The organism is Flavivirga aquatica (assembly GCF_001747085.1).
In the GTDB taxonomy this organism is placed as follows: domain Bacteria; phylum Bacteroidota; class Bacteroidia; order Flavobacteriales; family Flavobacteriaceae; genus Algibacter_C; species Algibacter_C aquatica.
Genome location: NZ_MDJD01000034.1, coordinates 206,999 through 233,061 on the forward strand (window position 1 = coordinate 206,999; position 26,063 = coordinate 233,061).

Below are 26,063 nucleotides of genomic sequence, written 5' to 3' on the forward strand. Positions count from 1 at the left end.
TTTTCTATTTGTCTATATTTTTTAGCTAAGCCTTTAAATCTGACGTCTTTTTTAGTTATTTCTATTTTGTTAACAAAACTTTAACTTTTCAATATTGTAACTACTTGATTTTCAGTGTGTGTTTTTTACCGAAAAAAAACTTCACTAGAGTTATATATAATAGTAATAATTAATACTATTTATATGATGAAAAATGAGAGTTTACAAAAATTGAAAGCGTTTGAAATTAAACGAATTAGGAGGATGGAATCGCGACAAATTGAATTTTTAGAAGCACTAAAAAAAGAAAAACAATTAGATGATTGGTTATCTGTTAAAGATGTTATAGGTATCTATTCTATTAGCCGAAAAACATTTGATAGATTGAGGTTAAAAGGGTTAAAAGTTTCTCAGCAAAAGGTAAATGGGAAGATTTTAGTTCAACGTAAGGAAATAGAAAAATTTTTAACTCTAAAGACGAGATAGTTATGTTTGATGCAATAAAGATTAGAGTTCATAATATAGTACCCAATTTTGATAGTTTAGGGGAGTGGTACAATTTATCAAGGTACGATTACGATAAGTTTTCGTTTGAATTGTATAAAAATGATAAGCCAAACAAAAATTTAGAAGTACCATTAAAAATATCGAATAGTTCCCCTAGTTATTATGGTTTTGAGATTAAAGGGAATTTAAGGAAATGGTATTTTGGAAAATTAAGTTCTAAATCTGATTTCGATAAAAAAACTTTTAGGAAATGTATAAATCTTTTAGCTGATAGGCTAGGTGTAAATAGAAAACACTTTTGGGAATTAAACAATGCACAGTTTACGCAACTAGAATTGGGTATAAACCTTCATTTTAAAGGTGACTTTAAAAACTTTTTACAATGTGTAAGACAATATCCAAATATATCCAAGCAATCTTATTACAAAAGAGAATCGGTAACATTTTTTGGTAGTTATTTCAGTATAATTTTTTATGACAAATTAAGAGAAGTATGCGAAAGAAATAGAATATCTAAGCAAACATCTAATAAATTAATGTCAAAAATTACTAGATTAAGGTTTGAAATTAGGGTTAAAAAAATTAGTGGTGTTCCTTTTTTTAGAGAATATGTAAGTACTGTAAATGATGCATATGCTAATTGGGATAGGTTATCGGAATATTTAAATATGGTTTATAATAACGTCATTTTTGTGAATGATATTACACCAAATATAAATACGATTTTAAGTTCTGATGTGTATGGTAATGGATCTAAAAAATTAGATAGATATTTAATTTGTAAAGGAATTGAAAAAATAGGGGTTGATAAACTTATAGAAGATTTGTATGTCTATTACCCAACAAAAACAGCATCAACTTTTCGAGATAAATACCTTGATATAATTAAGAGCTTTGAACGTGAAGATACGATTTCATATCAAGAAATTTTTAGGGAAAGGTTACAAGAGAAAACAGCATTTAAACCTAATGGTTTTTATAATAATAGTAATAAGAGGATATTACCCCTAAATAACATATAACTTATACATATAGACAACTAAGACCAACAAGTAAAGGTTTAAATAATACCAAGTAAATATATTGAGAAACAACTAAGAACTTATATTTTATGTTACTTATATATTGTTATATAAATACAATTAATAAGCACATTCTGAACAAGTAAGTTTTGATGAGTTAAATGAAGATAGTTAATTCATATTGAATAAATAGTTGTGTTTAACTGGCTATTCTTATTGCTAAGGGTAAAATTTGTTTTGATTATTACTTTTTATTAGAATGAATTTGAAAAGCTCTTAAATGAGCTTAAACCATTAATGTTTAGAAAAGAAAAGGATTATATTTTCTCTTTCAGAAATGATACAAGAATTTTTAAATTAGGAAAAACATCTAATAAATTAGAGTTTCTATCTTTTGAGTGTAAGTAATCTGATATAATCTCAATAGGTATATGTGGTTTTTTTACAGTTTTTGCTTTATTAGGAATTCTTTTTAACATAGAAGTTTTACTGCCTATACATTCTCTAATATATCTTATTTTTTCTTGTTCAGTAAAATGATTTGTTTCAGCATCAAAGTTATCCGCTTTTTCTGGATAATATTTTCTATATACAGAATATGTGTACTTATATGTTTCTTTGTTCACAATGAATCCCTCTAAATCACTTTCTAAAGAATATAATGGTATTTTATTACTAAGCATTTTTTGATTGAAAGAATTAATTATTTTAACTGAATCTTCATCCGTTATGAAAGAATCATTTATTTTTTCTGATATTATTTTAAATATTTCGGACTTTAAATCTTCGTTAACTCCGTCCTTAATATCATTTATTCTTTTTATCAATTGACCCATTTTGACACCCGTTGCAATTGAGTTTTTCGATATTATTTTATCTACTAAATGATTGTTTAGTACATTAGTGTAGCTTTCTTTAAAAGTTTCTGAAATTTGATACTTTGTAAAAAAATCATCAAGATTTCTAAGTGTTATTTTAATTTCATCTTCAAAAGTTTTTTCAACAAAGGAATCTTTATCTGTAACTAGAATCCATGGTATTGTAAAATACTGTAAAAGTTTCAATAACTTAAATATTTGATAATTTCCACTAATGGAAACGATAGATAGTTTATGAAATGTTTTAGGTAGTAATTCTTTAAATAATAATTCTAAGATAGCTTTATCACCCTCTCCCTCAACAAAAATCACATAATCTGCAAAGACTATTTCACTTAAATTTACATCTGCTATTCTGTCAATTAAATTCCAATCTTCTTTTGTGTAATTTGTGTCATAATTTACTGCATTTATTGTATGTTTTATTTTGTCTTTAGGGCATATTTCAGCTAGACGAATTACATTACGAGCCTTAACATAATTAACTACAACAGGGGAGTGTGAGGCTATAATAAACTGAGTGTTAGATTCTTTTACATCTAACATTAAATCCATGATTTCTCTAGTTAATTGGGGGTGTGTAAAAGCTTCTGGCTCTTCTATAACTAATAAAATGTCAGTAGAGTTTATAAACTCAAATTCCGAGAGAGCTTTCATTAGTGTAATCATAAAAGAACTTTGTATACCAGTTCCTTTACTCGCAAAAGTTGTTTTTACCCCATCATTTAAAAACAAACTGGGTTTACCTATCATTAATTTTAAAATCCCCCTCCTTATTTCTTTTTTATTAGGTTTATCAAACTCAAATCCAGTAATAGAAGAAATAGAATCCTTTGTTATTTTTTCAATAAGCGATTCTGTTCTTTTTGAAATTACGGAATCTATATTTTGTTTATTCGAGTATTTTCCAGTTCCCCAAATGGCATCAGTGATAGTATCATAGTCTTTTGTTACTCCACGGGTAGTAATTAAATCATCAATTATAATGTCAAATAATCTATCTAAAATCAAATTCCTCTCTTCTTTTTCTCCCCGATAAGCAGGTACGTAAAGGAATCTTTGAGTTTCTGATAAATATTGCACCACATTAGTTTTTAATGATTCAACATCTGTTTTTTGAGGTTTATAATCTGATTTAAGTATTTCTCCTGTTAACTCTCTATATGTTATTTTAAACTCTTCCTCAGTTTCATCAACAATGACATTTTTATAGAAATCCCAACCTATATTTTTATCATTTAATAGTTTAACAAATTCTGATGGAAATATAGATTCTAATAAATCTCTTTTTAAAATTAAACTTCTATATTTTTTTAATTTAGGTTCAGTTGGGTTGTAGTTTATACTGAAATTTTTAGAGTTATTCCTGCGTTTTATTTCTAAAACAACTTCTAATTTGTTGCGTTGACTTTTTAAAGCTTCAAATTGAAGATATAAAAGCTCAAATCGGTAAAGATTTTCTTTGTTTACACGTTTTGAACGTTCTTGGGTTATTCTTTCTCGTAATTTATTTAATTGACCGTTGATATCATCAAATGTAACTCTAACTTCTACTCTTTCTGTATTGAAGCGATAATCTTCTTTGTCAATTATAGCTTCTTTACTTTTAGAACTAAGGTTATTAAAGAATAATTCTAAAGATTTAAGAACATTAGATTTTCCAATGTTGTTTTTACCTACAATTAGGGTAGTTATGTCATTTATAGAAAGTTCAATTTCTTTTATTGTCTTATAACTTTTTATTTTTATTCTTGAAATTTTCATTGATTATAGGTATCTTAATTCTGAGATTCTAAGTTATAAATATAATTTAATATTACTATTGTTATATATGATAATTTCCCCTCTCGTTTCCCCTAATCAAAATAAAGGTGGAGGAAACGTATTACTAGTAAGGCTTTGAGTATAGGAGTTCGAATCCTTCAGGGCTCACAAAGGAGATAAATCTTAGATTTATCTCCTTTTTATTCTTTTGATTATCAGTTGTTTAATAAGTGTCTAATTCTACACCTATATTATCTACTTTATTTCTTTAGTTTAATTAAATTGTTGTTTATCAGTTATTTAATGTTCGAGTCCTTTTTGGTTTGAAATCTTCACGGGAATAATTTAGACTATATATAAAGGTTTTAAAAACCGCTTAAACACTGTTTAACAAACAGTTACATAAATCAGAATTAATACTAAAAACATTTTAAATGAAGTAAGTATATTTGCTTTTCAACGATTAGGGTTTATCATGGATAAAGAAGTAAGTAATATAAAAGAAATTACCAAAGAAATTCAATTACTTATTGAGCAAAGCAAGCAACAAATTGCGCTCTCAGTTAATGCAACAATGAGTCTAATGTATTGGCAAATTGGAAGAAAGATTAATCAAGAGGTTTTGCAAAATCAAAGAGGTACTTATGGTAAACAGATTGTCGTATTACTGTCACGACAATTGACAACTGAATATGGCACATCCTTTTCTGAGAAAAATCTACGTAGAATGATGCAATTTGCTACTTGTTTTCCAGATGAAAAGATTGTCGCATCAATGATACGACAATTGAGTTGGACACATATTTTAGCAATTATACCTATAGAAGATCCTTTAAAACGTGAATTTTATTTACAGCTATGTGTTCATGAAAAATGGAGTGTACGGACTTTTCGAGAAAGAATTAAATCAATGCTATATGAACGTACTGCCATAAGTAAGAAACCTGAAGAAACAATTAAAAAGGATTTAGTTAAATTAGATAAGAGCCAGAATATTTCTCCTGATTTAGTTTTTAGAGATCCGTATTTTCTCGATTTTTTGGGATTATCAGATTCCTATTCAGAAAAAGATTTAGAAAGCTCTATTCTTGTAGAGCTCCAAAAGTTTATAACAGAACTTGGGAGTGACTTTGCTTTTATGGCACGTCAAAAACGAATAACGATAGACAGTAGGGATTACTATATCGATTTACTATTTTATCATCGAAGATTAAAATCATTAGTAGCAATTGATCTGAAAATCGGAGAATTTGAAGCTTCATATAAAGGACAGATGGAATTATACCTCCGCTACCTTGAAAAACACGAAATCGTAGATGGTGAAAATAGCCCAATAGGTTTAATTCTTTGTACTGGGAAAAATGAAGAGCATGTAGAGTTATTACAATTGGACAAGAGCAACATAAGAGTAGCAGAATATTTAACACTCCTGCCTTCTAAAGAAATACTGCAAAGTAAATTGCATAGAGCTATTGAAATTGCTAAAAATAAATCAGGAACTAATGAACAGAGAAATCAACCTGATTAGAAACCTATTCAATTGTAGAGAAGATGTTTTTGCTATGCATTGGCAAAAAGGCAATAAAAGTGGATATATGCCTGCTTATCATTATGATCCATATAGGTATCGACTTCACAAAATGAATGGAGGTACTTTTAAGACTTTCAATGAAAAAGCCTACCTCACTCTTACAGATCAACAAATTACTAAACACTTAAATGGAGAACAACTAATTGGCATATACCCTTTACTCAAAGACAATACTTCTTGGTTCATTGTTGCTGATTTCGACAAACAAAATTGGAAAGAAGAAAGTCAAACATTTATTGATATCTGTTTAGATAAAGGTATCTCGGCATATCTTGAAAGATCAAAGTCAGGCAATGGTGCTCATGTTTGGATATTCTTTGATCAAGCTTACCCAGCAATAAAGAGTAGAAAGATTTTTATTTCAATACTTGAAGAAGGTAATATCTTTTCCGTATTTGACAAAAGTTCAAGTTTTGACCGTTTATTTCCGAATCAAAATTTTCTCTCTGGAAAAGGCTTAGGAAACCTGATTGCATTGCCTTTTTATAAACCTACATTAGAACAAGGAAACAGCTGTTTTGTAGACAACAACTTAAAACCACACGAAAATCAATGGGATTTCTTATCTTCTATTCAGAAAGTAACAACCACTCATCTTGATAAAATATTTGAATCTTTAGCGATAGATAATTTAGCTTCATCAGTCACAGAAAAGCTCAATTCGAATAAACTGCATATAACCCTTAATAGTTCTGTGATAATCAATCGATCGGGAATAACACCTGAGCTGATCAATTTTCTTAAAGAGGAATTAAATTTTGCAAACCCTGAGTACTTTATTAAAAAGAAAACGAGTAAATCTACGTGGGATACAAAACGATATTTTAGGTTTATTGAAGAAACAGAAAATGAAATTATTATTCCTAGAGGTTTTGTAGGAAGGTTAATTCAATATTGCAAACAAGGAAAAATTGATTTTGAATTCCTAGATAAAAGAGTGAAATTTCCTTTAACTAAATTTTCTACAAATATAATATTAAGACCGCATCAAAATATAGCAATAGAAGCTACCGTCAAAAAAGATTTTGGTGTAATTACAGCACCTTCAGGTTCAGGTAAAACAGTAATTGGATTAAAAATCATTGCTAAAAAGCAACAACCAGCTTTAATTATTGTCCATCGGAAACAACTCTTAGAACAATGGATCGAACGAATTCAAGCATTTTTTGGGATTCCAAAAAATGAAATTGGAAAGATTGGACAAGGCAAAGCGAAAGTTGGGAAGACTATCACAGTAGCAATGATTCAGAGTTTAGGTAAACAACTTGAAAAACAAGAAATAGAAGGTCTTGCTAAACGATTTGGAATAATCATTATTGATGAATGCCACCATGTACCAGCAGAAACATTTAGAAAAACAATTTCAAGACTATCAACTTATTATCAATATGGGTTAACAGCAACACCTTTTCGAAAAGGAAGCGATGGAAAACAAATATTTATTCATCTAGGTAGAATTATAGCTGATATTAAACCTGAAGAAATTGAAAACTATAAAAGATCGCGAATTAACATACGAGAAACAAGCTTAGACATCCCTTTCAATTCTAAAACGGATACATTTGAAACGTTATCAAAGGTACTTGTTCATGATTCTACTAGAAATAAACTTATCCTAAGTGATGTACGTAACGAATTAAATAGAAGAAAAAAGGTTGTTATAATTACCGAACGAAAAGAGCACATTGATACATTGTATCAATTACTAAAACAATCCTTTGAAACTATCACATTAAGTGGAGAAGACTCTGAAAGTAATAGAAAAGCGAAATGGAAGGTTCTTAATGAAGGAAATTATCAAGCTCTAATAACTACAGGGCAATTTTTTGGAGAAGGAACTGATTTACCAAATGCTTCTTGTGTGTTTTTAGTATACCCATTCTCTTTCAAAGGGAAACTTGTTCAGTATATAGGTCGTGTTCAACGATCAGAAATAACTCCTGTGATCTATGATTACCGAGATCAGAAAATTGATTACTTAAACAAGCTTTTTCTAAAAAGAAACACTTATTATCGACACTTTGATAGGCAAGCATCTTTATTTGAAGAATCGGAGAACATAGAAGAAATATCTAAAAATGTTATCTCAGTTAAAGAGACAATAAAAACACCGATTGATAGACTTGACTTTCGATATGGAGCTATTGCTTTTAAATATAAAACATCAAAAATTCCAATAGAACTTGAATTCGAAATAGAAAATGATGAAATTCGACCTGAGTTTGATGTCTTAAAACCCTATTTCTCAAAATTTTTAAAGTCAAAAAATGTAGAAGCTAATATTTTTGCAGAAATCTTGAATGGAAAAGTAATTTCTCAAATAGCTGATTCCAAAGATTTGGAAATGATTAATAGAGAAATCATTGAAGGTGTAAAATTTCGCTTTACAGAAAAGAGTATTCTTCATAAAAAACATTCAATAGAAACAGATAAAAACTTACTTGATTTAGAGTGTCTACAAGAAAGAAATGGTTCTTTTTTATACAAATCAGAAGAAGAGTTACTAAATTCTGTCTTGCAAAATGAGGAAGTTAAACATTTTCGACAATTACGGTATTTAGCAACAAAACATGATAGTACAGTGTTAAAATTACGTTTTGTTTTGAGTCCATTTTCTTTCGTATTTCTATTAACAGGGAAAGATCAGTATCATATTATTCTTGAGACATTGGATACAGAAGAGGCAACATATATTTGGCACATTGATAAAAATAAAAATGTGCTTTCAAAAAAACTAAGAGCAATTGATCATGATTTAAATATGATTAGGAATAATGGTCGCCAAAGTTTTCTAGAAAGTAAACCTAAAAACTTTAGTCGCCTAATTCATGATTATTCAGATAGAAGAAAAGGGTTTATACTTTGGAAGGATCTGTTGGAAGAAAGACTAACTTAAACCTAAATTAGTCTTTCTTAACTAAATTTTTATTATTTAATTCACTGCTCTCATAAAACCCACAATAACATCAAAATCCTCAAGAAGAAAGTTCGATACTTCTTCCGTTGGGCTCACACCGAAACCTCACTTTAATAGTGGGGTTTCTTTGGTTTTAGCCTAAAATTAAAAATACACGATATTTGGTTTTGTGGGTGATTTTAGGTAAAATTACGGTAAAAACTACACGCAAACTGCACGCATTTGAAAGCAACTATTAAGATAAAGGTATCGGAAAGAAAAACCGATAATGGACTTCCTGTTTATTTAGAAATTTACCATAAAGGGAAAAGAAAACGAGAAATGATTACTCATAGTTTTTTGGAAAATTGGGATATTGAAAACCAAAAACCACTAAAACAACATCTAGATTATGGATCAAGCCCAATTGTTGTTTTTAGGCAAAAATTCTAGTTAACTTAAATAGAAAGAATTCTACATTTTAACACCTCTAAACTGAGCTCTAAATACTTTAATTTTAGCATTGAAAGCTTCCCGCAGAAGCCTTTGCGCTTCTATTGATAAAATAATTTAAGATTGATCTGTAGTTTATAGTTATGGTATTGACTATTGTGTTGAATAGTCTTTGTACTGGCGCTGTAATTTTTTGCTATTTTTTCTTGTTGAATGTCGTAAGAAATATATCATTTAACATTGCAAGAGGTAATTTATCCTCCTGAGAATTATAAGCACCTCCAGTAAATACAGCAACCATATCGAGCTCTGAAAGAATCATAATATACTGACCTCCATTTCCAGTTGCAGTTTTGGAAACAACAATTTTGTCGTTTACTTTAAATGGAATGTTCCACCAAAGATAACCATAGTCAATTCCTGTGATTTTAGTTTTCGGTGTAGTTGATTCTTCAATCCAATTTTCTGATACGATTATTTTTCCTTTCCACATCCCCTTATTGAGTAACAACTGTCCAATTTTTGCCATATCCCTAGAGGTCATATATAATCTTTTTCCAGACGGTATAATTTCTTTACCTGATGTATGCCCCCAATTTACATTATCAATTCCCATAGGACTGAATAAATATTTATCAGCGAATTTGTCAATTGTCATTCTTGAAGTTTGACTTATTATTTCTGCGATTAAAACTACGCCAATTGAACAGTAATTTGATACTGCTCCTGGTTGATTAACCATTGGTAAGTCAAGAGTATATTGAAGCCAATCCTTTTTTTTATAGACTTTGTCTTCTTGTCCTTTTGATTTTTTGTTCCAATCGTTACAATCAAGTCCGCTGGACATCGTTAAGAGGTTTTTGATGGTGATGCTATTCTTCCTTTTATCGAGATTTTTTTTGGGTATAGGATTTTTGAGATATTTTGATATTGGGTCGTTAATGTCTTCAATAAACCCTTTTTCAATTGCAATTCCCAATAAAATTGATCTTATGCTTTTCGTGATAGAACGAAGATCGTGAGGTTGGTCTGCTGAATGTTCTTTAAAATACTCCTCAATAATGAGTCGGTCATTCTTTATCAATAAAACACTATGTATTTTGTTTTCCTTGTTTTTTATTTGATTGAATGCCTTATAAATAAGTGTTGTGTCAACGTTTAGTGATTTTAGATTTTCCGTTTTCCATCCGTCCCCAAGTTCTTTCGGTTGGGTATAGGTATAGATGTCCTGTCCATAGCAAAATGAATTAACGAATAATGCTAAAATTGTTAATATTGTTATGTTTTTTTTCATAATAAAAGGTAAAGTTTAGTGTAAAGTGTATTTTAATGCATTTTTACATAGCCTGCGTGCCCAGTATGTACATCTTTTTATTTACCGAAAGTTATATAATTAATCTATAGGGTGCAAGTCTTTTATAGGAGATAAAAACTGTATAGAGAGGAGTATGGAAGTACATCATTGTAACGCCCAAAAAGAATATAATAAGGGTAATTATGCAGATACGGCAGTGATTGAACGAAAAAAGATGCCATTATCTAGGGAGATCTCTATAATTACGAGTTGATCATCAAGTAGAGAAGTCAGCAGAAGTCATAGTACTTATAGGAAACGAGCTGTGTAGAAGTAACAGTTAGGTCTCACGAGTAACGAAGGACAGAACGTATTCCTTTTGGAAATTCGTATAGGAGCTTGAAAAGTAGCTTATACTTAAACTACAAAATAGTTGTAATTGGTGTAAAGAGCGATTACGAAGATAGATTGAGAACCGCCGTATACAATTGGTGCTATTCAACAAAAGAGAAAAGGACTTATTCCGTACTTTAGCCCGTAGCTATGTGGTGTGATTAGTTCACCTTCACTCTTTTTGGTAATCAAAATTCTTTACTAAATATAATACTGTAAATCTAAAGGTTCTGTGAGAAGTTAGGGGCGAAATTCCCCTAGCTTACTCGACTGGAAACAGTTATTAGCAATATCGATAGTTACTTAAATTGATTAAGCACTATAGATTTATACTGAGAACCAATAGGAATTTGAGATTCTCCTATTACCACTTGAGTCGTACTTACCGAATCTATTTTAGTAAAATTAACGATATAGGACTTTTGAATTTGAATAAAGTTTTTAGGTAAGGTTTCCAAAGCTTCTGCTATGCTTTGTCTTGCCATAATCTTTTTATCGCCAACAAAATAATACATATAATTTCCATCTTTTTGAAGGTAATTAATATCTACTATTTGTATTTGATGGGTTTCTAAACCGCTCTTTACGAATAGAGTAGGAGGTACTTCAGTAGAGGTATTGGGAATGTTATCTTGTTGCTCTTGGCTATCGATAAGCTTGGTAATGGTTTTGGAGAAACGTTCTAAACTAATGGGTTTTAATAAATAGTCAGTAGTATTTACATCGTAACTTTCTAGGGCATGTTCAGAATAGGCAGTAGTAAATACTATGGACGTTTTTGGTGCAATTATTTTGGATAAAGACAAGCCACTTAAATGTGGCATATTAATATCTAGAAATACCACATCTATGGTATGGCTATTAAGAAACTCCAATGCTTTTAGACCATTTCGAAAAGTGGCAACCAATTCGAAACTTGCAAAATGTTTTAAATAAGAAGCGATTAATTCTATCGCTTTTGGCTCATCATCTACTATGATTACTTTCATCAGTTTCAATTTTTAATTCCACGGTATATTCAGAGGTTTTTCTAATTTGTAAGCTATGTTTATTGGGATATGCTAATTCTAATCTATTGGTATTGGATGCAATTCCAAAGCCACCCTTTTCATGATTAGGAGTAAAGGAGGGAATCGAATTTTTTATACTAAAGTTCAGTTTATCTTTATTACTGATGTCTAAATGAATAGTAATAAAAGATTTCTCTTCGGGTTGCACACCGTGTTTAAAGGCATTCTCTATATAGCATAATAAGATTCCGGGATCTATGACTTGTTGGTCATATTCTCCTTTAACCGTAAAGGTATAATCGATTTCATCTTCTTCAAATCGTAATAAATGCAGATCCGCAAAGTTTTTAAGAAATTCAATTTCTTGAGCGATAGGGACTTTTTCGTTTTTGGTATCATAAACTACATAGCGCAATAAACTAGATAGTTTATCAATGCTCTTTGCTAGTTTCGGATTGTTCTTCTGATCGACCATCGCCAATAAATTATTCATGGTATTAAACAAAAAATGAGGCTGCAATTGGGATTTTAAAAGTTTTAGTTCGGTTTGATTTTTAATCAATTCCAATTGTCTTTTGTCTTGTTCTATAGTAAACCAAACCTTTACAAATCCATACCCTACGGCGATAGTTGTATAAAAAATAAATATGCCATACCATAAGGAGGGAAACCAAATAACATAGATATAGCTTTTGAAAAATAAAAAAACAATGGTATTAAAAAGTCCTAGAAATAATAATGCAAGTAGGGTAGATTTTATTAATAATGGAAGAATATTCGATTTCTTTTTTAGTCTCTGTATTAAATAGACTTGGGAATAGAAATAAATGGCGAAAAAAGGCTGACCAATCATAAAGAAGTTAATTAGGGAATTGCTGTGTTCCGTATTACCAGTAATCACACCTTCTCTAACTTCTATAAGATTTCCTGTGATGGAAAATGAAAACACAATTAGCCAGGAGCTAAATATCCAGAACAGAATATTGATAATTATTTCAAGCCATTTTTTATTCATAAGGCTAAGATATATCTTTAAATCAATTCATTTTATAATTTGGTATAAAGGCGATAAAATATGTTATGAAATAGAAATTAAATAGGATATCCCACAGTTAGGGTTCTTTCTCAGATATTTGAATGACTAGATAACTTTATAAATTTTGAGGGTATCTATTGCATTTAATTTGCTCATTATAAACATAAATACAATTCATAATGAAAACAATTACATTAGGCCTGCTACTTTCACTTTGTTTAATAAACATTGGTTGCTCTCAAGAGAAATCGAAAATTGCTAATCCTACACAATTAGAATCCAAAGTGGATGCTTTGGTAAAACAATACCAAGACTTAGATATATTCTCAGGGGTGGTGTTGGTAGCTGAAAAGGGAGAGCCAAAGTATTATAAGGCATTTGGTATGGCCAATAGAGAAGAGAACAAACCCAATACCTTAACTACTAAATTTGATATTGGTTCTATGAATAAATCTTTTACCAAAACATTGATACTTCAATTAATGGAAGAAGGAAAATTAAAGGTGACCGATAAACTGGGAGTTTACCTAAAAGGATTCCCAGAAACTGCAGCCACAAAAATCACCATTTTAGATTTATTAAAACATCGTTCTGGCTACGGTGGTTATTGGGGGAGAGATTTTAATAACTTACCCATAGACCAAAAAAGAATTCCTGCTTTGGTAGAACGGATTAAGAAATTACCCTTGGACTTTGAACCAGGAACCGAGACCCAATATAGCAATGCTGGTTATGTGCTTCTAGGTGCAATTGTGCAGGAGGTTACTGGAAATACCTACCATAAAGAAATACAAGAGCGTATCCTTAATCCTTTAGGGATGACAGAAACTTACGTAGTAGATAAATCGGAAGTGCCAGACAGAGCCATTGGTTATTTAAAAGATATGAAAGGGAATATAACTAGTAATACTGGTTTTGTAGAAGTGCCAAATCCAGATGGAGGTTTTCAATCTTCGGCAGGGGATATCGTGAAGTTTTATACCGAATATTTTTACGGAGATACACTGCTAACAAAGACAACAAAAATGGACGAAATGTTTTTTAAGTTTAATAATGAGAACAGAACTACCGGAGGAGCAATTCCAATGGCTGGTGGTTTTCCTGGAGCAAATACCGCATATTATGAAGTGTTGAGAGATGAGATAAGTATTATCGTTTTTGCCAATATGGACGAACCTGTTGCAGAACAATTGGGTTCTGGTATACTAGTAATTGTTAGAGGAAAAGAACCAATTACCCCTTCTTTACCAGCTATTCAGAATATCTACAATCATTATAAAAAGTATGGCTTACAATATATTGAAGATAATTTTTATAATCTGATTGAAAACTTCCATGCCGAAGATCCAAAAGGGATTATTTTAAACGATATTGGCTATGATTTTCTTCAGAATGGAGAAGTGGACGAAGCTTTAAAGTTTTTCCATTTAAATATAAAGATGTTTCCCGAAGATGCTAATCTATGGGATAGTTTGGGAGAAGGTTATTATGAAAAAGGAGATTATAAAAAATCCCTTCAGTATTATAAAAAAGCATTAGAAATGCAACCTGGAATGTCTTCTGCGATAGATATGGTCGCCAAACTAGAATTAAAAAAATAAAATATAAAGCACCAGCATCTAAAATATTTTTGAAGTCAGTTTAATGTTATTTCAATTTACGTTCAGTATTTTAATGTTCGTAAAGGGACATAGTTTACACAAGTTAAAGATTAAGGTTTACACTAAATTAATTTCTAACCTTGTGGATTGTTGTTTATTTCTAAGATGTTTTTCATCAAAGAACCCTAAAAATACATTTCTATAAAATACTTTCCAAATTGCCATTGCCAATATCTTCGATAGCGATGTGTTTTCCTTTTAAAGCAGCCGAGACATATACCCAATAATAAGATTTCCATCTCACGGTACTACTCTTAGTTACTTTAAGAATTTTAAACTTAGAATCATACTCAAAATTTGTTATTCTTTCAGGGAATGGTCTGTTAGAAAAATCATGACTATACGCAGGAGTTTTCATGTCCAAAGCTTCATGTGGTCTTATGTTATTATACTGTTTTATAAAGTGATTTAAGTGCCTTTGTTGGGCTTTTAAATCGTAAGCGGAAGGATTTAGCGCAAGCAGCCTTTAAATCACGATGCATACGTTCATGTCTACCATTTTGTTGTGGCTGTCCAGGATCAGAGAAAACAGGAGTAATGCCAAGTTCAATAAACCAATAAGAGAGTTGAGTAAATCTTTGGATAGCACGTACAGATCCAAAGGAGCTTCCATTATTAGTATGCAACTGTTTGGGTATTCCATATATTCTAAAAACCCTTTTAAAATCTGCTTTAGCCGACTTTAGGTTTTCTTTATAATGGCCTTTAGCAGTAAAAAGAAATCGACTTTTAGAGTCTGCAATGGTTAGCGGATGACAGTAAATTTTATTACCCATAAGAAACTTACCTTTATAATCAGCACTCCAAACTTCATTACAAGATTTTGGGTCGAAAATAGGGTTTGTAGGTTTGACTCTTCTCATTCGTTTTTGAGGACATACTAAACCATTTTTCTTTAGAATATTGTGCACTGTAACCACCGAAGGAACTTCTTGATGTGTAAATTCTTTAAACAACAATTCTCTGATTTTTTTAGCATCCCAAAGTTTATATTCTCCTTTCAATTTTAGAATACTTTCGATGATATTTTCCTTAGTTGCGTTGGGATGTTTTATAGACACCTTAGAATGCTTTTTTAAGCCTTCAAAACCTTGTTTTTCAAACCTGCTTATTAACTTATAAGCTGTTGGTCTGGAGATCTCAAAACTTCTACATAATTCTGTGATGGAATATTTTCCTGTACGCCATTTACAAATAAATTCAATTTTTTGTTCCATAGTTGTTGTGTTTTTCCAAGGCATAATAATTTGATTTTTATCTCAAATTATAACTTGAAAAAGTGTAAACTATGTCCCTTTAACGTACCCAAATGTGTTACAACGTTAAGTATAAGAATAGTTGCGGGTTTGTGAGCGAGGATTTTCCGAAGGAAAATCAGACGTAGCAAAAGAGCAACTACCTTTGTTTAAGCCTAAAACAGCAATTATTTTTATACCATAAACAGTATTTATAAAGAAGCAAAAAGGAAAAACAGACCGTTACCTCCCCTTAAGCAAGCATCTTATTAGAGGTCTCAAGCTTTACTTAGAAACAGAAAAACCAATACGCTATCTTTTTAACAGCCAAGTTACAAAAGCTGGTACCGCGCAGCCTATTACGGTTAGAGCCATCCAATGGCTTATAAAAGAAAGCCGCTCAAAAGTAAATACCCAAAAGAAGTTTACAGCCCATACCTTACGTCATAGTTATGCCACCCATTTACTAGAAGCAGGTTTGAATATCATGAGTTTAAAAGAACTTTTAGGGCATGCACATATAGAAACCACGATAATCTATCTGCATGTTGCCCATACTGGGAGCTCTATAAAGTTCAGTCCTTTAGATACCTTGTTTTCTAAATAATGCTTGCTAAACATACGGTTGCAGAGGTGCTAAATCTAGAAGTATTAGACCTAAAAGACTTAGCCAATACGAGTTGGCATTTAAGGGCACTACATGCTATTAGAAAATGCAGAACCCAAGCCCTTGGCGGACATTTAGATTGGTGTAGAACTTGTGGAAAACTACAGCTTCAATTTAATTCATGTAGAAATAGACATTGCCCAACCTGTCAAGGTCATAAACAACAGCAATGGATAGCTGCAAGAAGACAAGAGTTATTGCCTGTTCCTTATTTTCATGTAGTTTTTACCTTACCAGATCATCTTAATAGCATAGCACTTGCAGATGCAAAAACGCTCTATAATATTTTATTTGATTCTGTTTGGCAGACGCTTTGCTGTTTTGCTAAGAATCCCAAGCACTTAGGAGCAAAAATGGGTATGATTGCCGTCTTACATACTTGGGGACAAAATTTAAGTCTACATCCTCACCTGCATTGCATTGTGCCCAAAGGAGGTGTTACTAAATCAGGGTATTGGAAAAAGGCAAAAGGCAAAGACCATTTTCTTTTTAGTGTGAAGGCTTTAAGTAAAAAGTTTAGAGGCCTTTTTGTCTCTAAACTAAGAAAGCAACTCCCTGGAATTCCGCAGGCATTGTATGATAAATTATTTTCTAAGAAATGGGTGGTTTATGCCAAAGCCCCTTTTGGTAAACCTGAACATGTTATTGAATATTTAGGACGCTACACACATAAAATAGCGATTAGTAATCATAGAATATTAAACATAGATACCACTAATAGAACCGTAACATTTAGTTTAAAAAATTACCGTAATCAAGGTAAGAAAACAACAGAAACCTTATCTACACAGAACTTTATTAAACGTTTTCAAAATCATATTCTACCTAAAGGATTTACAAGAATTCGGCATTACGGATTTTTAAGTAGCAGCTGGAAAAAGGAAAAATTACCAAGACTACAACTCCAACTCCAATTATTAGATAAAGATCTAGAAACGACAGCTGTATTAACTCATCAAGAGACCTCGTTACATCGACGTTGTAGACATTGTAAAAAAGGGATTTTAATCACCTTACTAACTTTTGATAGTCGTGGACCGCCATTTGATTACAAAAAAATAGCAACACGTAAAATACAGAAATATAAAAATTAAGGCTATGACCATGTGATCATACAGGATAACTATGGACTAAATTCAAATAATTAGACTAAAATACTGACTTAAAGAAGATTGTGAATAAAAATAGTTTATAAAATACACGTTTTAATGTCTTAACTAAGTTGCTCTTAGTACTCCTTATGTGATTTCTGCTTTAATAAATACTTTCAAGAAAACGTTTTCCCCCTTATTTAAGTAACGGATCAGTCAACAAGACATATAGCCTTGGCCTATCGGCACGCCATATGCTTAGTTATTGTAAGTAGTGCTTTTCACGTTCAGCTTAGTTTTCCGATGTTTGTTATTTAGTTCAAATGTGAGCGTTGGCAAGACATACTCTTTTGCAATTTTTGGTGTAGCGTTGGCTTTAGCGAATTGCAAATGTGTATGGCTTTAAGCGTTGGCTATTCCGCAATATCAATTATTTCATTCTGTTTATATAAATTTGGTAAAAAACCAGACTTTATTCTAAACTGACTTCGTTTCTTAATTTTAGGTTTGGTAGAAATATTTTCCAATTTAATTCCTGGGTCGTAATAAATATTCCCAAGAGCCATTTGCGAAAGAAATAGTTGGAAATCAGTTCCTGTTCCTAAAATTATTTCATTTCCATATCTGTACTTTCTTTCAGGTTTAATTTCTGATAATGAAGGTAGATAACAAGCTTGATTATGTTTTCTGTTCCAATGTGTTAGCATTGAGGAAAAACTCCAAGAAGCTGTTTCATTCTCTTTTTCGTCCAGTAATGCAATTCTACCATTCGTATTGCGTATTTTTCCGCTTTCAACGTCAAATCCGATTAATTGCATTGTTAAATCTGTTAGATGATGTTTTTCTCCAACTTTGTGAACACCACCAAAATTCAATCTATCTGGTCTTCCTCTTTTGTCTTCGTAACCATAAGTTCTGACAAAATATTCCGTTCCTTCGGTTTTGTATAATCCGTCCGTTGGTTCAGGTGTCATTAGAGTTATTGCTTTGGATTTGGTTCTATTGAAATTAGCAACTCCGAACTGTTTGACTTCCCAACCCATAAAATCAGGTTCGGAATATCCATTTGGTGTAACTCCTAATTCTGCTTCCAAAGTATAACCTCCACAATTTGGTGCTCGACAATCCATTATGTTTCCATTGCTGTCTAACCTTTTTGAGTTAATCCAACCTAATTCGTGAATACGTTTTAGTTCGCTCAATAAAACTGCTCGATTGTTTTTAGCTTTCGGTAAATCTATAACAGAGAAAACTCCGTGAACAGAATCAAATACAGTTTGATTAAATTCATTTGTGATTTCTGAATCAGGCGAAGTCACATAGCCTAAAATTGTTCCGTTTTGTGCAACAGAAAAGAAAAGTAGACGACCAGCTAATCTTTGTGTCATTAATTCCGAAGGTGCTTTTTGACACCTTGCAAGAAATCCAGAAAATCTAACTTCAGGATATTTTGGATAGAGGATAAGCTGTGCTTTTGGTGCTGGAAAAACTGAACCTTCGTCATCAATCCAAGAAAAGTTGATTTTAGCTTTAAATCTTTCTTTATTCCAATCTCCAGCTTCTTCGGTAACTATTTCCGAAAGTGGTAATATGTTTAAAATTTCGAAACTGCCACCAAAATAAACTTGATTTTTAGAGTTGTCATTTGGTGCGAGAGTTTTTACATAAATCTTCTTACATCCATTATTTATGAACAGCGATTTTAGATTGGTTAGATTCATTAATTTTTGAAAGTTCTTTTACAATATTTTTTGCAACTGCTTGTATTAAAGGTGTTACAACAGAATTTCCAAATTGTTTATATGCTTGATTATTTGAGACAGGAATTATGAATTTATCTGGAAATCCTTGAAGTCTCGCACATTCTCTTGGTGTTAATCTTCTTGGGTTTTTTCCTTTTTGTGGAATTAAAACCTCTGAACCATCTTTATAATATCTTGCACTAATTGTTCTTGAAATACCATTTAAGTCAGTCAATCCAAAACCAAAACCATTTCCTTTAGCTTTATGTTTTCGTGCGTGTTCTTGTAGATAATTCCAGAGTTTATCAGACAAAGTATATTTGTCGTCAACTTTAGGTTCAAGAATATCTTTGAAAACAAAGTTTGATTCTTGTGGGTCTGGAAACTCAAACGTTTCTTTACTTTTAAAAACTGTCTTTTTGAATCCTACAATTATAATTCGTTCACGATTTTGAGGAACATAGTGTTTGCCATTTAGAATCTTGAAATGAACGTTGTAGCCTAATTTTTCTAAAGTACTAATTATGACTTTAAATGTTTTCTTTTTGTCGTGAGACACGAGATTTTTTACATTTTCAAGCATAAAAGCCTTTGGCTTTTTATGTTTTATTATTCTTGCGATGTCAAAAAATAAAGTTCCTTGAGTTTCATCCAAAAAACCGTGTTTTCTTCCCAACGAGTTTTTTTTCGAAACTCCTGCGATTGAAAATGGTTGACAAGGAAAACCACCTAACAGAATATCGTGGTCAGGAATATCCTTTTCTGAAATTTGAGTTATGTCTCCAAAAGGTACTTCTCCAAAATTAGCTTCGTAGGTTTTTTTTGCATAAGTGTCCCATTCACTTGTGAATACACACTTTCCGCCATTATTTTGATAAGCCAATCTTATTCCTCCAATTCCAGCAAAAAGGTCAATAAACTTGAATGTTGGGTTTTCTGTTGGTGGAAATGGAATATCCCATTTTATCGGTAAATAATATTGAAAGTTTGGTTCTTCTGCTATATTCAGTTCCTCGTGCAGTTCGTTCAAATATTCAGTTGCAGATGGTCTAAAATATTGAGAAACACCATTTTTGTGATTTTGAAAATAGTGTGTCAAATGTGCCAAGTCGTTAGTAGTTTTCTTATCTACAACGATTTGAAGTTTCTCTTTTATGTCTGAATATTTTTTGCCCATAACTAATCTGTAAAGTAACGAAAATTTAAGATAAATTCCATTTTTCAATTTTCAATTTTTTAACAATCTTATGAACGTGTGTAAGCGTTGGAAAAAGGCAAGCTCTTTTTATTTTTTGAGGCACGAAAAAAATGAAATGTGCTTGACTATGCGGTTGGCTTTTTTAGTTCAAATGTTCAATTTCAGCTCGATTTCCGCATTACTTACAACGTGTTTGTATATGGTTTGTTGCGTGGTTAAGCACGTAATTTAGTAAACCAAAAACCGAATAGAAAATCCGCGAGGATTTTCGTAAGTAAGCTAGAACTAGCAATAAATTATATACGTCTTAAGCCACAGTTGTGTGTCCTGCGTTGCTTCGGGAAACAATTTGGTAAAATAGATTATGAGCAACAAACTGTAATTGAGATGAGAGGCTCATTTTTTTTCAGGAACGAGCTTGATAAAGAAAATCAAGAAGGACTCACGCAAAGAAAAAGAAAATGAGAATTGGTCTCTCGACTGGGATGTTAGGCATATCAGTCAAACCGCCTTATGGGGCTTGCTTTTCACGGGTTGGTCTTGAGCGATAAGGTAAAAGGCGCTACCATTTTTGTATTATGAGTAGTATGCTATGGTGGGAGTAAAGAAGTTGAAAGAGAAGAGATTTAACCCTTGTAGAAGTGTCGTAAACAACTTTAGTATTGTCAAAATCGAGGGATGGGCGGTCTTGCGAGAGAGAACTTGACGGGAGTAACCTATGTATTGGTCAAGTGGCAATCGGCATAAAGAGGGCAGGAGGTTTACTAGATGGCTCAATTACGGAACAGGAGAAGCTAAATAATAGTGCAAAAATTCCATAACCCCGAAGGGCAAGGAAGAAAGTAGCGATACTATTATTTAGTGGCGGATTAGCCCGTAGTAGTGAAGAAGTATTTGTAATGGATATGGAGCGAAGGGGCTGACTTAACAGTTTTAATTTGTATTACAACTAAGATTTTTTTTTAGGATGATTTTCAAGGAGAAACAAAAGTCGCAACCGATATCAAAGCGACAGGTAATGGAAGCCTTTAAAAAGGTACGCAGTAACAAAGGCGGATCAGGAGTTGATGATTTATCAATTAGAGAAGTGCAATCACGCCCTATTAAATATTTGTATCCTGTATGGAATAGATTGGCAAGTGGTAGTTATTTTCCAAAACCTGTACGCGAGGTAGAGATACCCAAAACAGATGGTCGTATAAGGAAGCTAGGTATTCCAACGGTGCAAGACCGAACGGCTCAAATGGTAATTCGAGAGGAATTAGAACAGATTGTGGATAAACAATTTAGTAAAAATTCCTTTGGTTATCGTCCAGGTAAATCATCGCATCATGCCATTAAACAATGCAGGAAAAACTGTATGGAGATGGATTGGGCAATTGATTTGGACATCAAGAGTTTTTTTGATGATATAGACCACACATTGATGCTTCAGGCATTAGGTCATTTTACCAAGAAGAAGCACATTCACTTGTATGTAAAACGTTGGTTGGAAGCATCAGTCCAGAAGAAAGATGGCACAATACATCCACGAATCAAAGGCACCCCACAGGGAGGAGTAATCAGTCCATTACTGGCAAACATCTTCCTGCATATAGTTTTTGATAGTTGGATAGAAACGCACCATCCCGAAGTAAAGTTTGAGCGTTATGCAGATGATATTATTATTCATTGCGATAATTTCAAACAAGCCCTGCGGACTTTGGAAGCGGTAAAAGCTCGATTATTCCAATGTAAATTGGAGATAAAATCGGGTAAAAGCAATATCGTTTATTGCAAACGCAACCAAAAGAAGCATCCCCCATTTAAGGTTCATTATGTAACATTCGATTTTCTAGGATTTACATTTAAGCCACGAATGGTAAAGGGTTACTTTGGTAATTTTCATTTGGGTTTTACACCATCTATTAGTCGTACGAGTCAGAAACGTATCAATCAAACCTTGTTTAAGATGAAACTCCATCGTATGGTTCACTTACGCCTGTTAGATTTGGCAGGCATTATAGCAGATAAAGTACGGGGTTGGATTCATTATTACGGTAAAGTTAGAATGAGTGAATTACATTATGTGTTCCGTTTCCTGAATAAGCGACTTGCAAAATGGGTACGCAACAAATATCGGAGATTTAGGCGTAAACATTGGTTTGCAGCTTACAAATGGTTACAGGAAACTGCTAAGCAGTACCCAAATATGTTTGTACATTGGCAATATGGATTTACACCTTGACTTGACTTGTTAAGAAGAGCCGTATGATGGGAGACTATCACGTACGGTTCTGTGAGAGGTTTAGGGGTGAGATTCCCCTTTACCTACTCGACGTTTTCCTATTCTAAAAATCAGAGTTAGCAAAAGTAAATAAATCTTTAATTCCTAAAGGGTTTTCTGCAACACAGGTTAAACCATTATACATAAAATCGGTTAGTGTAATTCCGTCAGGTGAAATAATAACCCCTTGAACATTCATTCCGCAAAAATCACTTATAGATTTTATGTTTCTACTTTCTCGAACACATTCAGGTGCTTTATTGCCTACAATTAAAAAAATCTTAACGATATCTCCGTTTTTGACAAAAATATCGTCTTGTAAAATATTCTGTTTTCCATTTTCTTTAACAAAAAAAACAGGGCCAGACATTTTAATTGTTTTTAAAATAGGAATTTCATTTCCTTTTGAGAATGCCTTAATGTCTGCAATTCCATTTGTTTCAGTAAGAACAAACTTATGACCAGATATAAAGCAACTATCTGTCGTAGTAGTAGTAGTAGTAGTAGTAGTAGTAGTAGTAGTAGTAGTAGTCCTGTTTTGTGAAAAACATTGCGTAAATGATAAACTGATTACTATTGTTAATATTAATATTTTCATTTTTTTTTAAGTTTAAGTGATACATTATTTAAGGTAAATCCCAAAACCAAACTTCTTTTGCTAAAGAGAAATAATTTTCATACCCAGCTTTCATTTCTGTTCCATTCCATATGTCAATGTGGTCAGTCGCTCCCCAACCATCTTGAAAAAAAACTAACCCTTGCTTACTAGAAAAATCTTTATAAGTTGTATTTTTTTTAACCTCAACACTTCCAAATTTACTAGTTTCCCTTACCATCCAATCAGCTAATTCTTGAGCTCTAAGTGTATGATTTAATGAGCTGTGCCCTTTAGTCCAACATTTCACACCACTAAAAGTGCTCATATCAACTTTAGATTTTATTAAAGCTGTTCCCATTCTGATAGCACATTGATTGCTAAAATCACAAAGATCAGCAAATCCTGGATGATTGTTCCAAACTGTAATAAAATTCACCATAGTTTTAATTGTTTTTTTCGTTAATATATTTTTTATCTGTTTAAAAATTCGATTCCACAAACTTGGTCATCAATGAATGCCAACGATAGCAGTATGAATAGTGACACCCATAAGGTGTTATTATTTATACTGCGTGTTATGTTTAGTTTATTTGTTCAAATCTAAGAAATTTTATCATCCATCCAATGGAACAAAGAAACGGTGTTTTAAAAAGCGCTCAAAATAAACCCCGCCAAAAGACTTATAATTGTCAGTGTTAGCTATTGCTTATATATTTAATATGGGGAGTCGATAACAATGGGACTGAGTGGTGAAAAATGCAAATATCTCGTCAGCTTTTTATACAGTACTATCAATGAGTGAATTACATTATGTGTTCCGTTTCCTGAATAAGCGACTTGCAAAATGGGTACGCAACAAATATCGGAGATTTAGGCGTAAACATTGGTTTGCAGCTTACAAATGGTTACAGGAAACTGCTAAGCAGTACCCAAATATGTTTGTACATTGGCAATATGGATTTACACCTTGACTTGACTTGTTAAGAAGAGCCGTATGATGGGAGACTATCACGTACGGTTCTGTGAGAGGTTTAGGGGTGAGATTCCCCTTTACCTACTCGACTTTTTTATGTCATACTTAAACTGTAATACTCTTAAACTCCATAAAGTTAAAGTTTGTATCGCTGTTATTCTTTCATTTTCAGAGCTGACAACCAGTTTATCCTTAAATGACATAATGAATTTAGTCCACAAGTTTCCTTTAGAATCTTTTAATAAAAAGTAAAAACCACTATCTCCAATTTTTCTACCTGATGAATTTAAAATGAGTTCGCCATTTTCTCCAACGATTGGATTTAAAATAACTGTTGCGTTTCCGTTTGGTAAAGGGAAAATAGCTTTTATACAACTTTGTCCTTTTGGGATTGTACAAGCTTCATAAATTCCAGAATAAACAACTTGTTTAGATTTTTTAAAAGTCCTTAACCATATAGTTCGTTTAACTTCTTTGGTGTTTTCGTTTACTAAATGAATTATTTCACTGTTTAAAGCAGTGGAATCTTTACTATTATTCATCGGAATATTTAATTGTTCAATGCGATTACTAAATAATATTTTTAATAAAATTCCAAATACTTTAAATAGGGGATTCCATTTTACCTTTAAGTCAAAATCATAATTACTTGTGTTTTCGTAAAAGTCAATTACATTTTTAGACAATTTGTTAAGCTCTTTTTCTGTTAAGTTTAATTGGTTAATTGAATTCAATAAACCTTTATTAGTCTGCTTTTTGTCTATTATTAACTGTTCTTTTTTTGCTAACTGCTCTATGAATTTTAAGCCAATTCCGTTAGTTTTTCCAAAAGGACCTAATAACCATTGGTTATCATTAGGAAGGATTTTTTTTCCGAATATTATAACCCATTGTTGAGTTACCCAATCTTGAAATTTTTGTCTTAAAGATGCAATTCCCATTTATCTAGCTAATTGCGTTTAAGGTTTGGGATGAAGTTTTCTTGTCCGTTCCAAAATCCAAATTCAGAAATAGGTTTAAAACGTAGAGTCGTGAATTCAAAATGAAAGCTTTTTCGTTCTCTTTCCTTCATTGCATTTGAATGTCTTTTCGGTTTTGACATATCACTATGTCCGTGAACCATATTAGTCATTTCTTTCTCAGTTTTCCATATAGAAAACGTGGATACCGTATTGGGTAATCTAATCGAAGCTAATGAAAGTAGCGTTCCGGAATGGTCTCTTACTAACTTTTCAACAGGTCTTCCCCAACGTAAGAATCTTGGAATAGCAAAAGGCTTCATTCTCGCGATTGTAACGGCAACAACTGGAGATGATTCGTTTTCTAATATTGCTTTTTGTTTAGGAATTTTATATCCACTTATTTTTCCCCACTCCCTGATAAATTCTAATCGAACGTGCCAACCTTTAGCTAAAATTTTACCAAATTTTTCTTCTCTTAAGTAGTTTTCTAGAGCGTATTCATTTTCCCATTGTGCAAAAATTGCGACTTGTTTTATTAGAAATCTAGAAGACGATATTATTGGAGAGCCTAATGTCATTGCTGTCATATATTCAGAATGTATGAGACCTTTTGTTTTTTTGTTAATCGAGTCAGAGAACAATCCTTTTATCGCCAAATTATATGGTATTTTGACAAGATGATATGAGAATATGTTCATTATATATTGATGATTTTTGTTGTGCTCCGAAATTACATACAACGATAGCAGTATGAATAGTGACACCCATAAGGTGTTATTATTTATACTGCGTGTTATGTTTAGTTTATTTGTTCAAATCTAAGAAATTTTATCATCCATCCAATGGA

At 31.9% G+C, this 26,063-nt stretch carries 21 protein-coding genes and 1 pseudogene; 10 read left to right on the forward strand and 12 right to left on the reverse strand.

Annotated elements, in window-relative coordinates:
• Positions 1-183 precede the first annotated feature (183 nt).
• Together A8C32_RS07195 and A8C32_RS07200 are read left to right on the forward strand one after the other, a co-directional pair.
• Positions 184-465 (forward strand): hypothetical protein, encoded by a 282-nt coding sequence (locus A8C32_RS07195; RefSeq protein WP_123803351.1) that lies wholly within the window; start codon positions 184-186, stop codon positions 463-465.
• 2 nt (positions 466-467) lie between these two features.
• The gene (locus A8C32_RS07200; RefSeq protein ID WP_069829766.1) at positions 468-1,508 is read left to right on the forward strand and encodes a phage/plasmid replication domain-containing protein; all 1,041 of its coding nucleotides are present in this window, start codon (positions 468-470) and stop codon (positions 1,506-1,508) included.
• A 317-nt stretch (positions 1,509-1,825) separates the two neighbouring features.
• Here the strand turns inward: A8C32_RS07200 and A8C32_RS07205 are convergent, their stop codons facing one another.
• Positions 1,826-4,150, reverse strand: coding sequence for an AAA family ATPase (locus A8C32_RS07205; protein WP_069829767.1), 2,325 nt, complete (start codon positions 4,148-4,150; stop codon positions 1,826-1,828).
• Between the two features lie 475 nt (positions 4,151-4,625).
• Here A8C32_RS07205 and A8C32_RS07210 point away from each other — a divergent pair, with 475 nt between their 5' ends.
• From A8C32_RS07210 to A8C32_RS07220, 3 genes are all read left to right on the forward strand, one after another.
• Positions 4,626-5,678 carry a PDDEXK nuclease domain-containing protein gene (locus tag A8C32_RS07210; protein WP_069829768.1) on the forward strand — a complete coding sequence of 351 codons (1,053 nt, stop codon included), beginning with the start codon at positions 4,626-4,628 and terminating at the stop codon, positions 5,676-5,678.
• Entirely contained in the window at positions 5,653-8,637 is a 2,985-nt protein-coding gene (locus tag A8C32_RS07215) for a DEAD/DEAH box helicase (RefSeq protein ID WP_069829769.1), read from the forward strand. The genes A8C32_RS07210 and A8C32_RS07215 overlap by 26 nt, the downstream gene beginning before the upstream one ends.
• Before the next feature lie 243 nt (positions 8,638-8,880).
• Complete coding sequence (locus A8C32_RS07220) at positions 8,881-9,090, forward strand: Arm DNA-binding domain-containing protein (RefSeq protein WP_069829770.1); 210 nt, start codon at positions 8,881-8,883, stop codon at positions 9,088-9,090.
• 196 nt (positions 9,091-9,286) lie between these two features.
• On the opposite strand, the gene A8C32_RS07225 is transcribed toward A8C32_RS07220, so the two are convergent.
• The 3 genes from A8C32_RS07225 to A8C32_RS07235 form a co-directional block, all read right to left on the reverse strand.
• Entirely contained in the window at positions 9,287-10,384 is a 1,098-nt protein-coding gene (locus A8C32_RS07225) for a serine hydrolase domain-containing protein (protein ID WP_069829771.1), read from the reverse strand.
• Positions 10,385-11,076: 692 nt separating this feature from the next.
• Positions 11,077-11,766, reverse strand: a complete 690-nt coding sequence (locus tag A8C32_RS07230) for a LytR/AlgR family response regulator transcription factor (RefSeq protein WP_083253277.1) — start codon at positions 11,764-11,766, stop codon at positions 11,077-11,079.
• Positions 11,744-12,802, reverse strand: coding sequence for a sensor histidine kinase (locus A8C32_RS07235; protein ID WP_069829772.1), 1,059 nt, complete (start codon positions 12,800-12,802; stop codon positions 11,744-11,746). The genes A8C32_RS07230 and A8C32_RS07235 overlap by 23 nt, the downstream gene beginning before the upstream one ends.
• Before the next feature lie 200 nt (positions 12,803-13,002).
• Here A8C32_RS07235 and A8C32_RS07240 point away from each other — a divergent pair, with 200 nt between their 5' ends.
• The gene (locus tag A8C32_RS07240; RefSeq protein ID WP_083253278.1) at positions 13,003-14,424 is read left to right on the forward strand and encodes a serine hydrolase domain-containing protein; all 1,422 of its coding nucleotides are present in this window, start codon (positions 13,003-13,005) and stop codon (positions 14,422-14,424) included.
• Positions 14,425-14,623: 199 nt separating this feature from the next.
• On the opposite strand, the gene A8C32_RS19875 is transcribed toward A8C32_RS07240, so the two are convergent.
• Complete coding sequence (locus tag A8C32_RS19875; RefSeq protein WP_240491706.1) at positions 14,624-14,842, reverse strand: hypothetical protein; 219 nt, start codon at positions 14,840-14,842, stop codon at positions 14,624-14,626.
• A 48-nt stretch (positions 14,843-14,890) separates the two neighbouring features.
• Positions 14,891-15,725 (reverse strand): annotated as a pseudogene (locus tag A8C32_RS07245) (helix-turn-helix domain-containing protein); the annotation flags it as partial.
• Between the two features lie 208 nt (positions 15,726-15,933).
• Here A8C32_RS07245 and A8C32_RS19880 point away from each other — a divergent pair.
• Both A8C32_RS19880 and A8C32_RS07250 read left to right on the forward strand, forming a co-directional pair.
• The gene (locus tag A8C32_RS19880; RefSeq protein WP_083253281.1) at positions 15,934-16,326 is read left to right on the forward strand and encodes a tyrosine-type recombinase/integrase; all 393 of its coding nucleotides are present in this window, start codon (positions 15,934-15,936) and stop codon (positions 16,324-16,326) included.
• The gene (locus A8C32_RS07250) at positions 16,326-17,480 is read left to right on the forward strand and encodes an IS91 family transposase (protein WP_069829773.1); all 1,155 of its coding nucleotides are present in this window, start codon (positions 16,326-16,328) and stop codon (positions 17,478-17,480) included. Before A8C32_RS19880 ends, A8C32_RS07250 begins: the two co-directional genes overlap by 1 nt.
• 410 nt (positions 17,481-17,890) lie before the next feature.
• On the opposite strand, the gene A8C32_RS07255 is transcribed toward A8C32_RS07250, so the two are convergent.
• Positions 17,891-19,198 carry an MvaI/BcnI family restriction endonuclease gene (locus tag A8C32_RS07255; RefSeq protein WP_069829774.1) on the reverse strand — a complete coding sequence of 436 codons (1,308 nt, stop codon included), beginning with the start codon at positions 19,196-19,198 and terminating at the stop codon, positions 17,891-17,893.
• A complete protein-coding gene (dcm, locus tag A8C32_RS07260; RefSeq protein WP_240491707.1) occupies positions 19,161-20,444 on the reverse strand; it encodes a DNA (cytosine-5-)-methyltransferase in 1,284 nt (427 codons plus the stop codon). The genes A8C32_RS07255 and dcm overlap by 38 nt, the downstream gene beginning before the upstream one ends.
• Positions 20,445-21,435: 991 nt before the next feature.
• Between dcm and ltrA the strand changes: the two genes are divergently transcribed.
• Positions 21,436-22,644, forward strand: a complete 1,209-nt coding sequence (ltrA, locus tag A8C32_RS07265) for a group II intron reverse transcriptase/maturase (RefSeq protein ID WP_165605804.1) — start codon at positions 21,436-21,438, stop codon at positions 22,642-22,644.
• Positions 22,645-22,747: 103 nt separating this feature from the next.
• Here ltrA and A8C32_RS07270 read toward each other — a convergent pair whose 3' ends face one another.
• Both A8C32_RS07270 and A8C32_RS07275 read right to left on the reverse strand, forming a co-directional pair.
• Positions 22,748-23,281 (reverse strand): hypothetical protein, encoded by a 534-nt coding sequence (locus tag A8C32_RS07270; RefSeq protein WP_069829776.1) that lies wholly within the window; start codon positions 23,279-23,281, stop codon positions 22,748-22,750.
• A gap of 28 nt (positions 23,282-23,309) precedes the next feature.
• Positions 23,310-23,720 carry a type VI secretion system amidase effector protein Tae4 gene (locus tag A8C32_RS07275; RefSeq protein ID WP_083253282.1) on the reverse strand — a complete coding sequence of 137 codons (411 nt, stop codon included), beginning with the start codon at positions 23,718-23,720 and terminating at the stop codon, positions 23,310-23,312.
• A 355-nt stretch (positions 23,721-24,075) separates the two neighbouring features.
• On the opposite strand from A8C32_RS07275, the gene A8C32_RS20555 reads away from it, so the two are divergent.
• Positions 24,076-24,252 carry a hypothetical protein gene (locus tag A8C32_RS20555; RefSeq protein ID WP_165605806.1) on the forward strand — a complete coding sequence of 59 codons (177 nt, stop codon included), beginning with the start codon at positions 24,076-24,078 and terminating at the stop codon, positions 24,250-24,252.
• A 79-nt stretch (positions 24,253-24,331) separates the two neighbouring features.
• On the opposite strand, the gene A8C32_RS07280 is transcribed toward A8C32_RS20555, so the two are convergent.
• Both A8C32_RS07280 and A8C32_RS07285 read right to left on the reverse strand, forming a co-directional pair.
• Positions 24,332-25,195 carry a hypothetical protein gene (locus tag A8C32_RS07280; RefSeq protein ID WP_069829777.1) on the reverse strand — a complete coding sequence of 288 codons (864 nt, stop codon included), beginning with the start codon at positions 25,193-25,195 and terminating at the stop codon, positions 24,332-24,334.
• Between the two features lie 8 nt (positions 25,196-25,203).
• The gene (locus tag A8C32_RS07285) at positions 25,204-25,914 is read right to left on the reverse strand and encodes a hypothetical protein (RefSeq protein ID WP_069829778.1); all 711 of its coding nucleotides are present in this window, start codon (positions 25,912-25,914) and stop codon (positions 25,204-25,206) included.
• Positions 25,915-26,063 lie beyond the last annotated feature (149 nt).

Coding starts and splice junctions, on each gene's coding strand:
- A8C32_RS07195 (WP_123803351.1), top strand. CDS start 184: ATGATGAAAAATGAGAGTTTACAAAAATTGAAAGCGTTTGAAATTAAA.
- A8C32_RS07200 (WP_069829766.1), top strand. CDS start 468: ATGTTTGATGCAATAAAGATTAGAGTTCATAATATAGTACCCAATTTT.
- A8C32_RS07205 (WP_069829767.1), bottom strand. CDS start 4,150: ATGAAAATTTCAAGAATAAAAATAAAAAGTTATAAGACAATAAAAGAA.
- A8C32_RS07210 (WP_069829768.1), top strand. CDS start 4,626: ATGGATAAAGAAGTAAGTAATATAAAAGAAATTACCAAAGAAATTCAA.
- A8C32_RS07215 (WP_069829769.1), top strand. CDS start 5,653: ATGAACAGAGAAATCAACCTGATTAGAAACCTATTCAATTGTAGAGAA.
- A8C32_RS07225 (WP_069829771.1), bottom strand. CDS start 10,384: ATGAAAAAAAACATAACAATATTAACAATTTTAGCATTATTCGTTAAT.
- A8C32_RS07230 (WP_083253277.1), bottom strand. CDS start 11,766: ATGAAAGTAATCATAGTAGATGATGAGCCAAAAGCGATAGAATTAATC.
- A8C32_RS07235 (WP_069829772.1), bottom strand. CDS start 12,802: ATGAATAAAAAATGGCTTGAAATAATTATCAATATTCTGTTCTGGATA.
- A8C32_RS07240 (WP_083253278.1), top strand. CDS start 13,003: ATGAAAACAATTACATTAGGCCTGCTACTTTCACTTTGTTTAATAAAC.
- A8C32_RS19875 (WP_240491706.1), bottom strand. CDS start 14,842: ATGAAAACTCCTGCGTATAGTCATGATTTTTCTAACAGACCATTCCCT.
- A8C32_RS07250 (WP_069829773.1), top strand. CDS start 16,326: ATGCTTGCTAAACATACGGTTGCAGAGGTGCTAAATCTAGAAGTATTA.
- A8C32_RS07255 (WP_069829774.1), bottom strand. CDS start 19,198: ATGAATCTAACCAATCTAAAATCGCTGTTCATAAATAATGGATGTAAG.
- ltrA (WP_165605804.1), top strand. CDS start 21,436: ATGGAAGCCTTTAAAAAGGTACGCAGTAACAAAGGCGGATCAGGAGTT.
- A8C32_RS07270 (WP_069829776.1), bottom strand. CDS start 23,281: ATGAAAATATTAATATTAACAATAGTAATCAGTTTATCATTTACGCAA.
- A8C32_RS07275 (WP_083253282.1), bottom strand. CDS start 23,720: ATGGTGAATTTTATTACAGTTTGGAACAATCATCCAGGATTTGCTGAT.
- A8C32_RS20555 (WP_165605806.1), top strand. CDS start 24,076: ATGAGTGAATTACATTATGTGTTCCGTTTCCTGAATAAGCGACTTGCA.
- A8C32_RS07280 (WP_069829777.1), bottom strand. CDS start 25,195: ATGGGAATTGCATCTTTAAGACAAAAATTTCAAGATTGGGTAACTCAA.
- A8C32_RS07285 (WP_069829778.1), bottom strand. CDS start 25,914: ATGAACATATTCTCATATCATCTTGTCAAAATACCATATAATTTGGCG.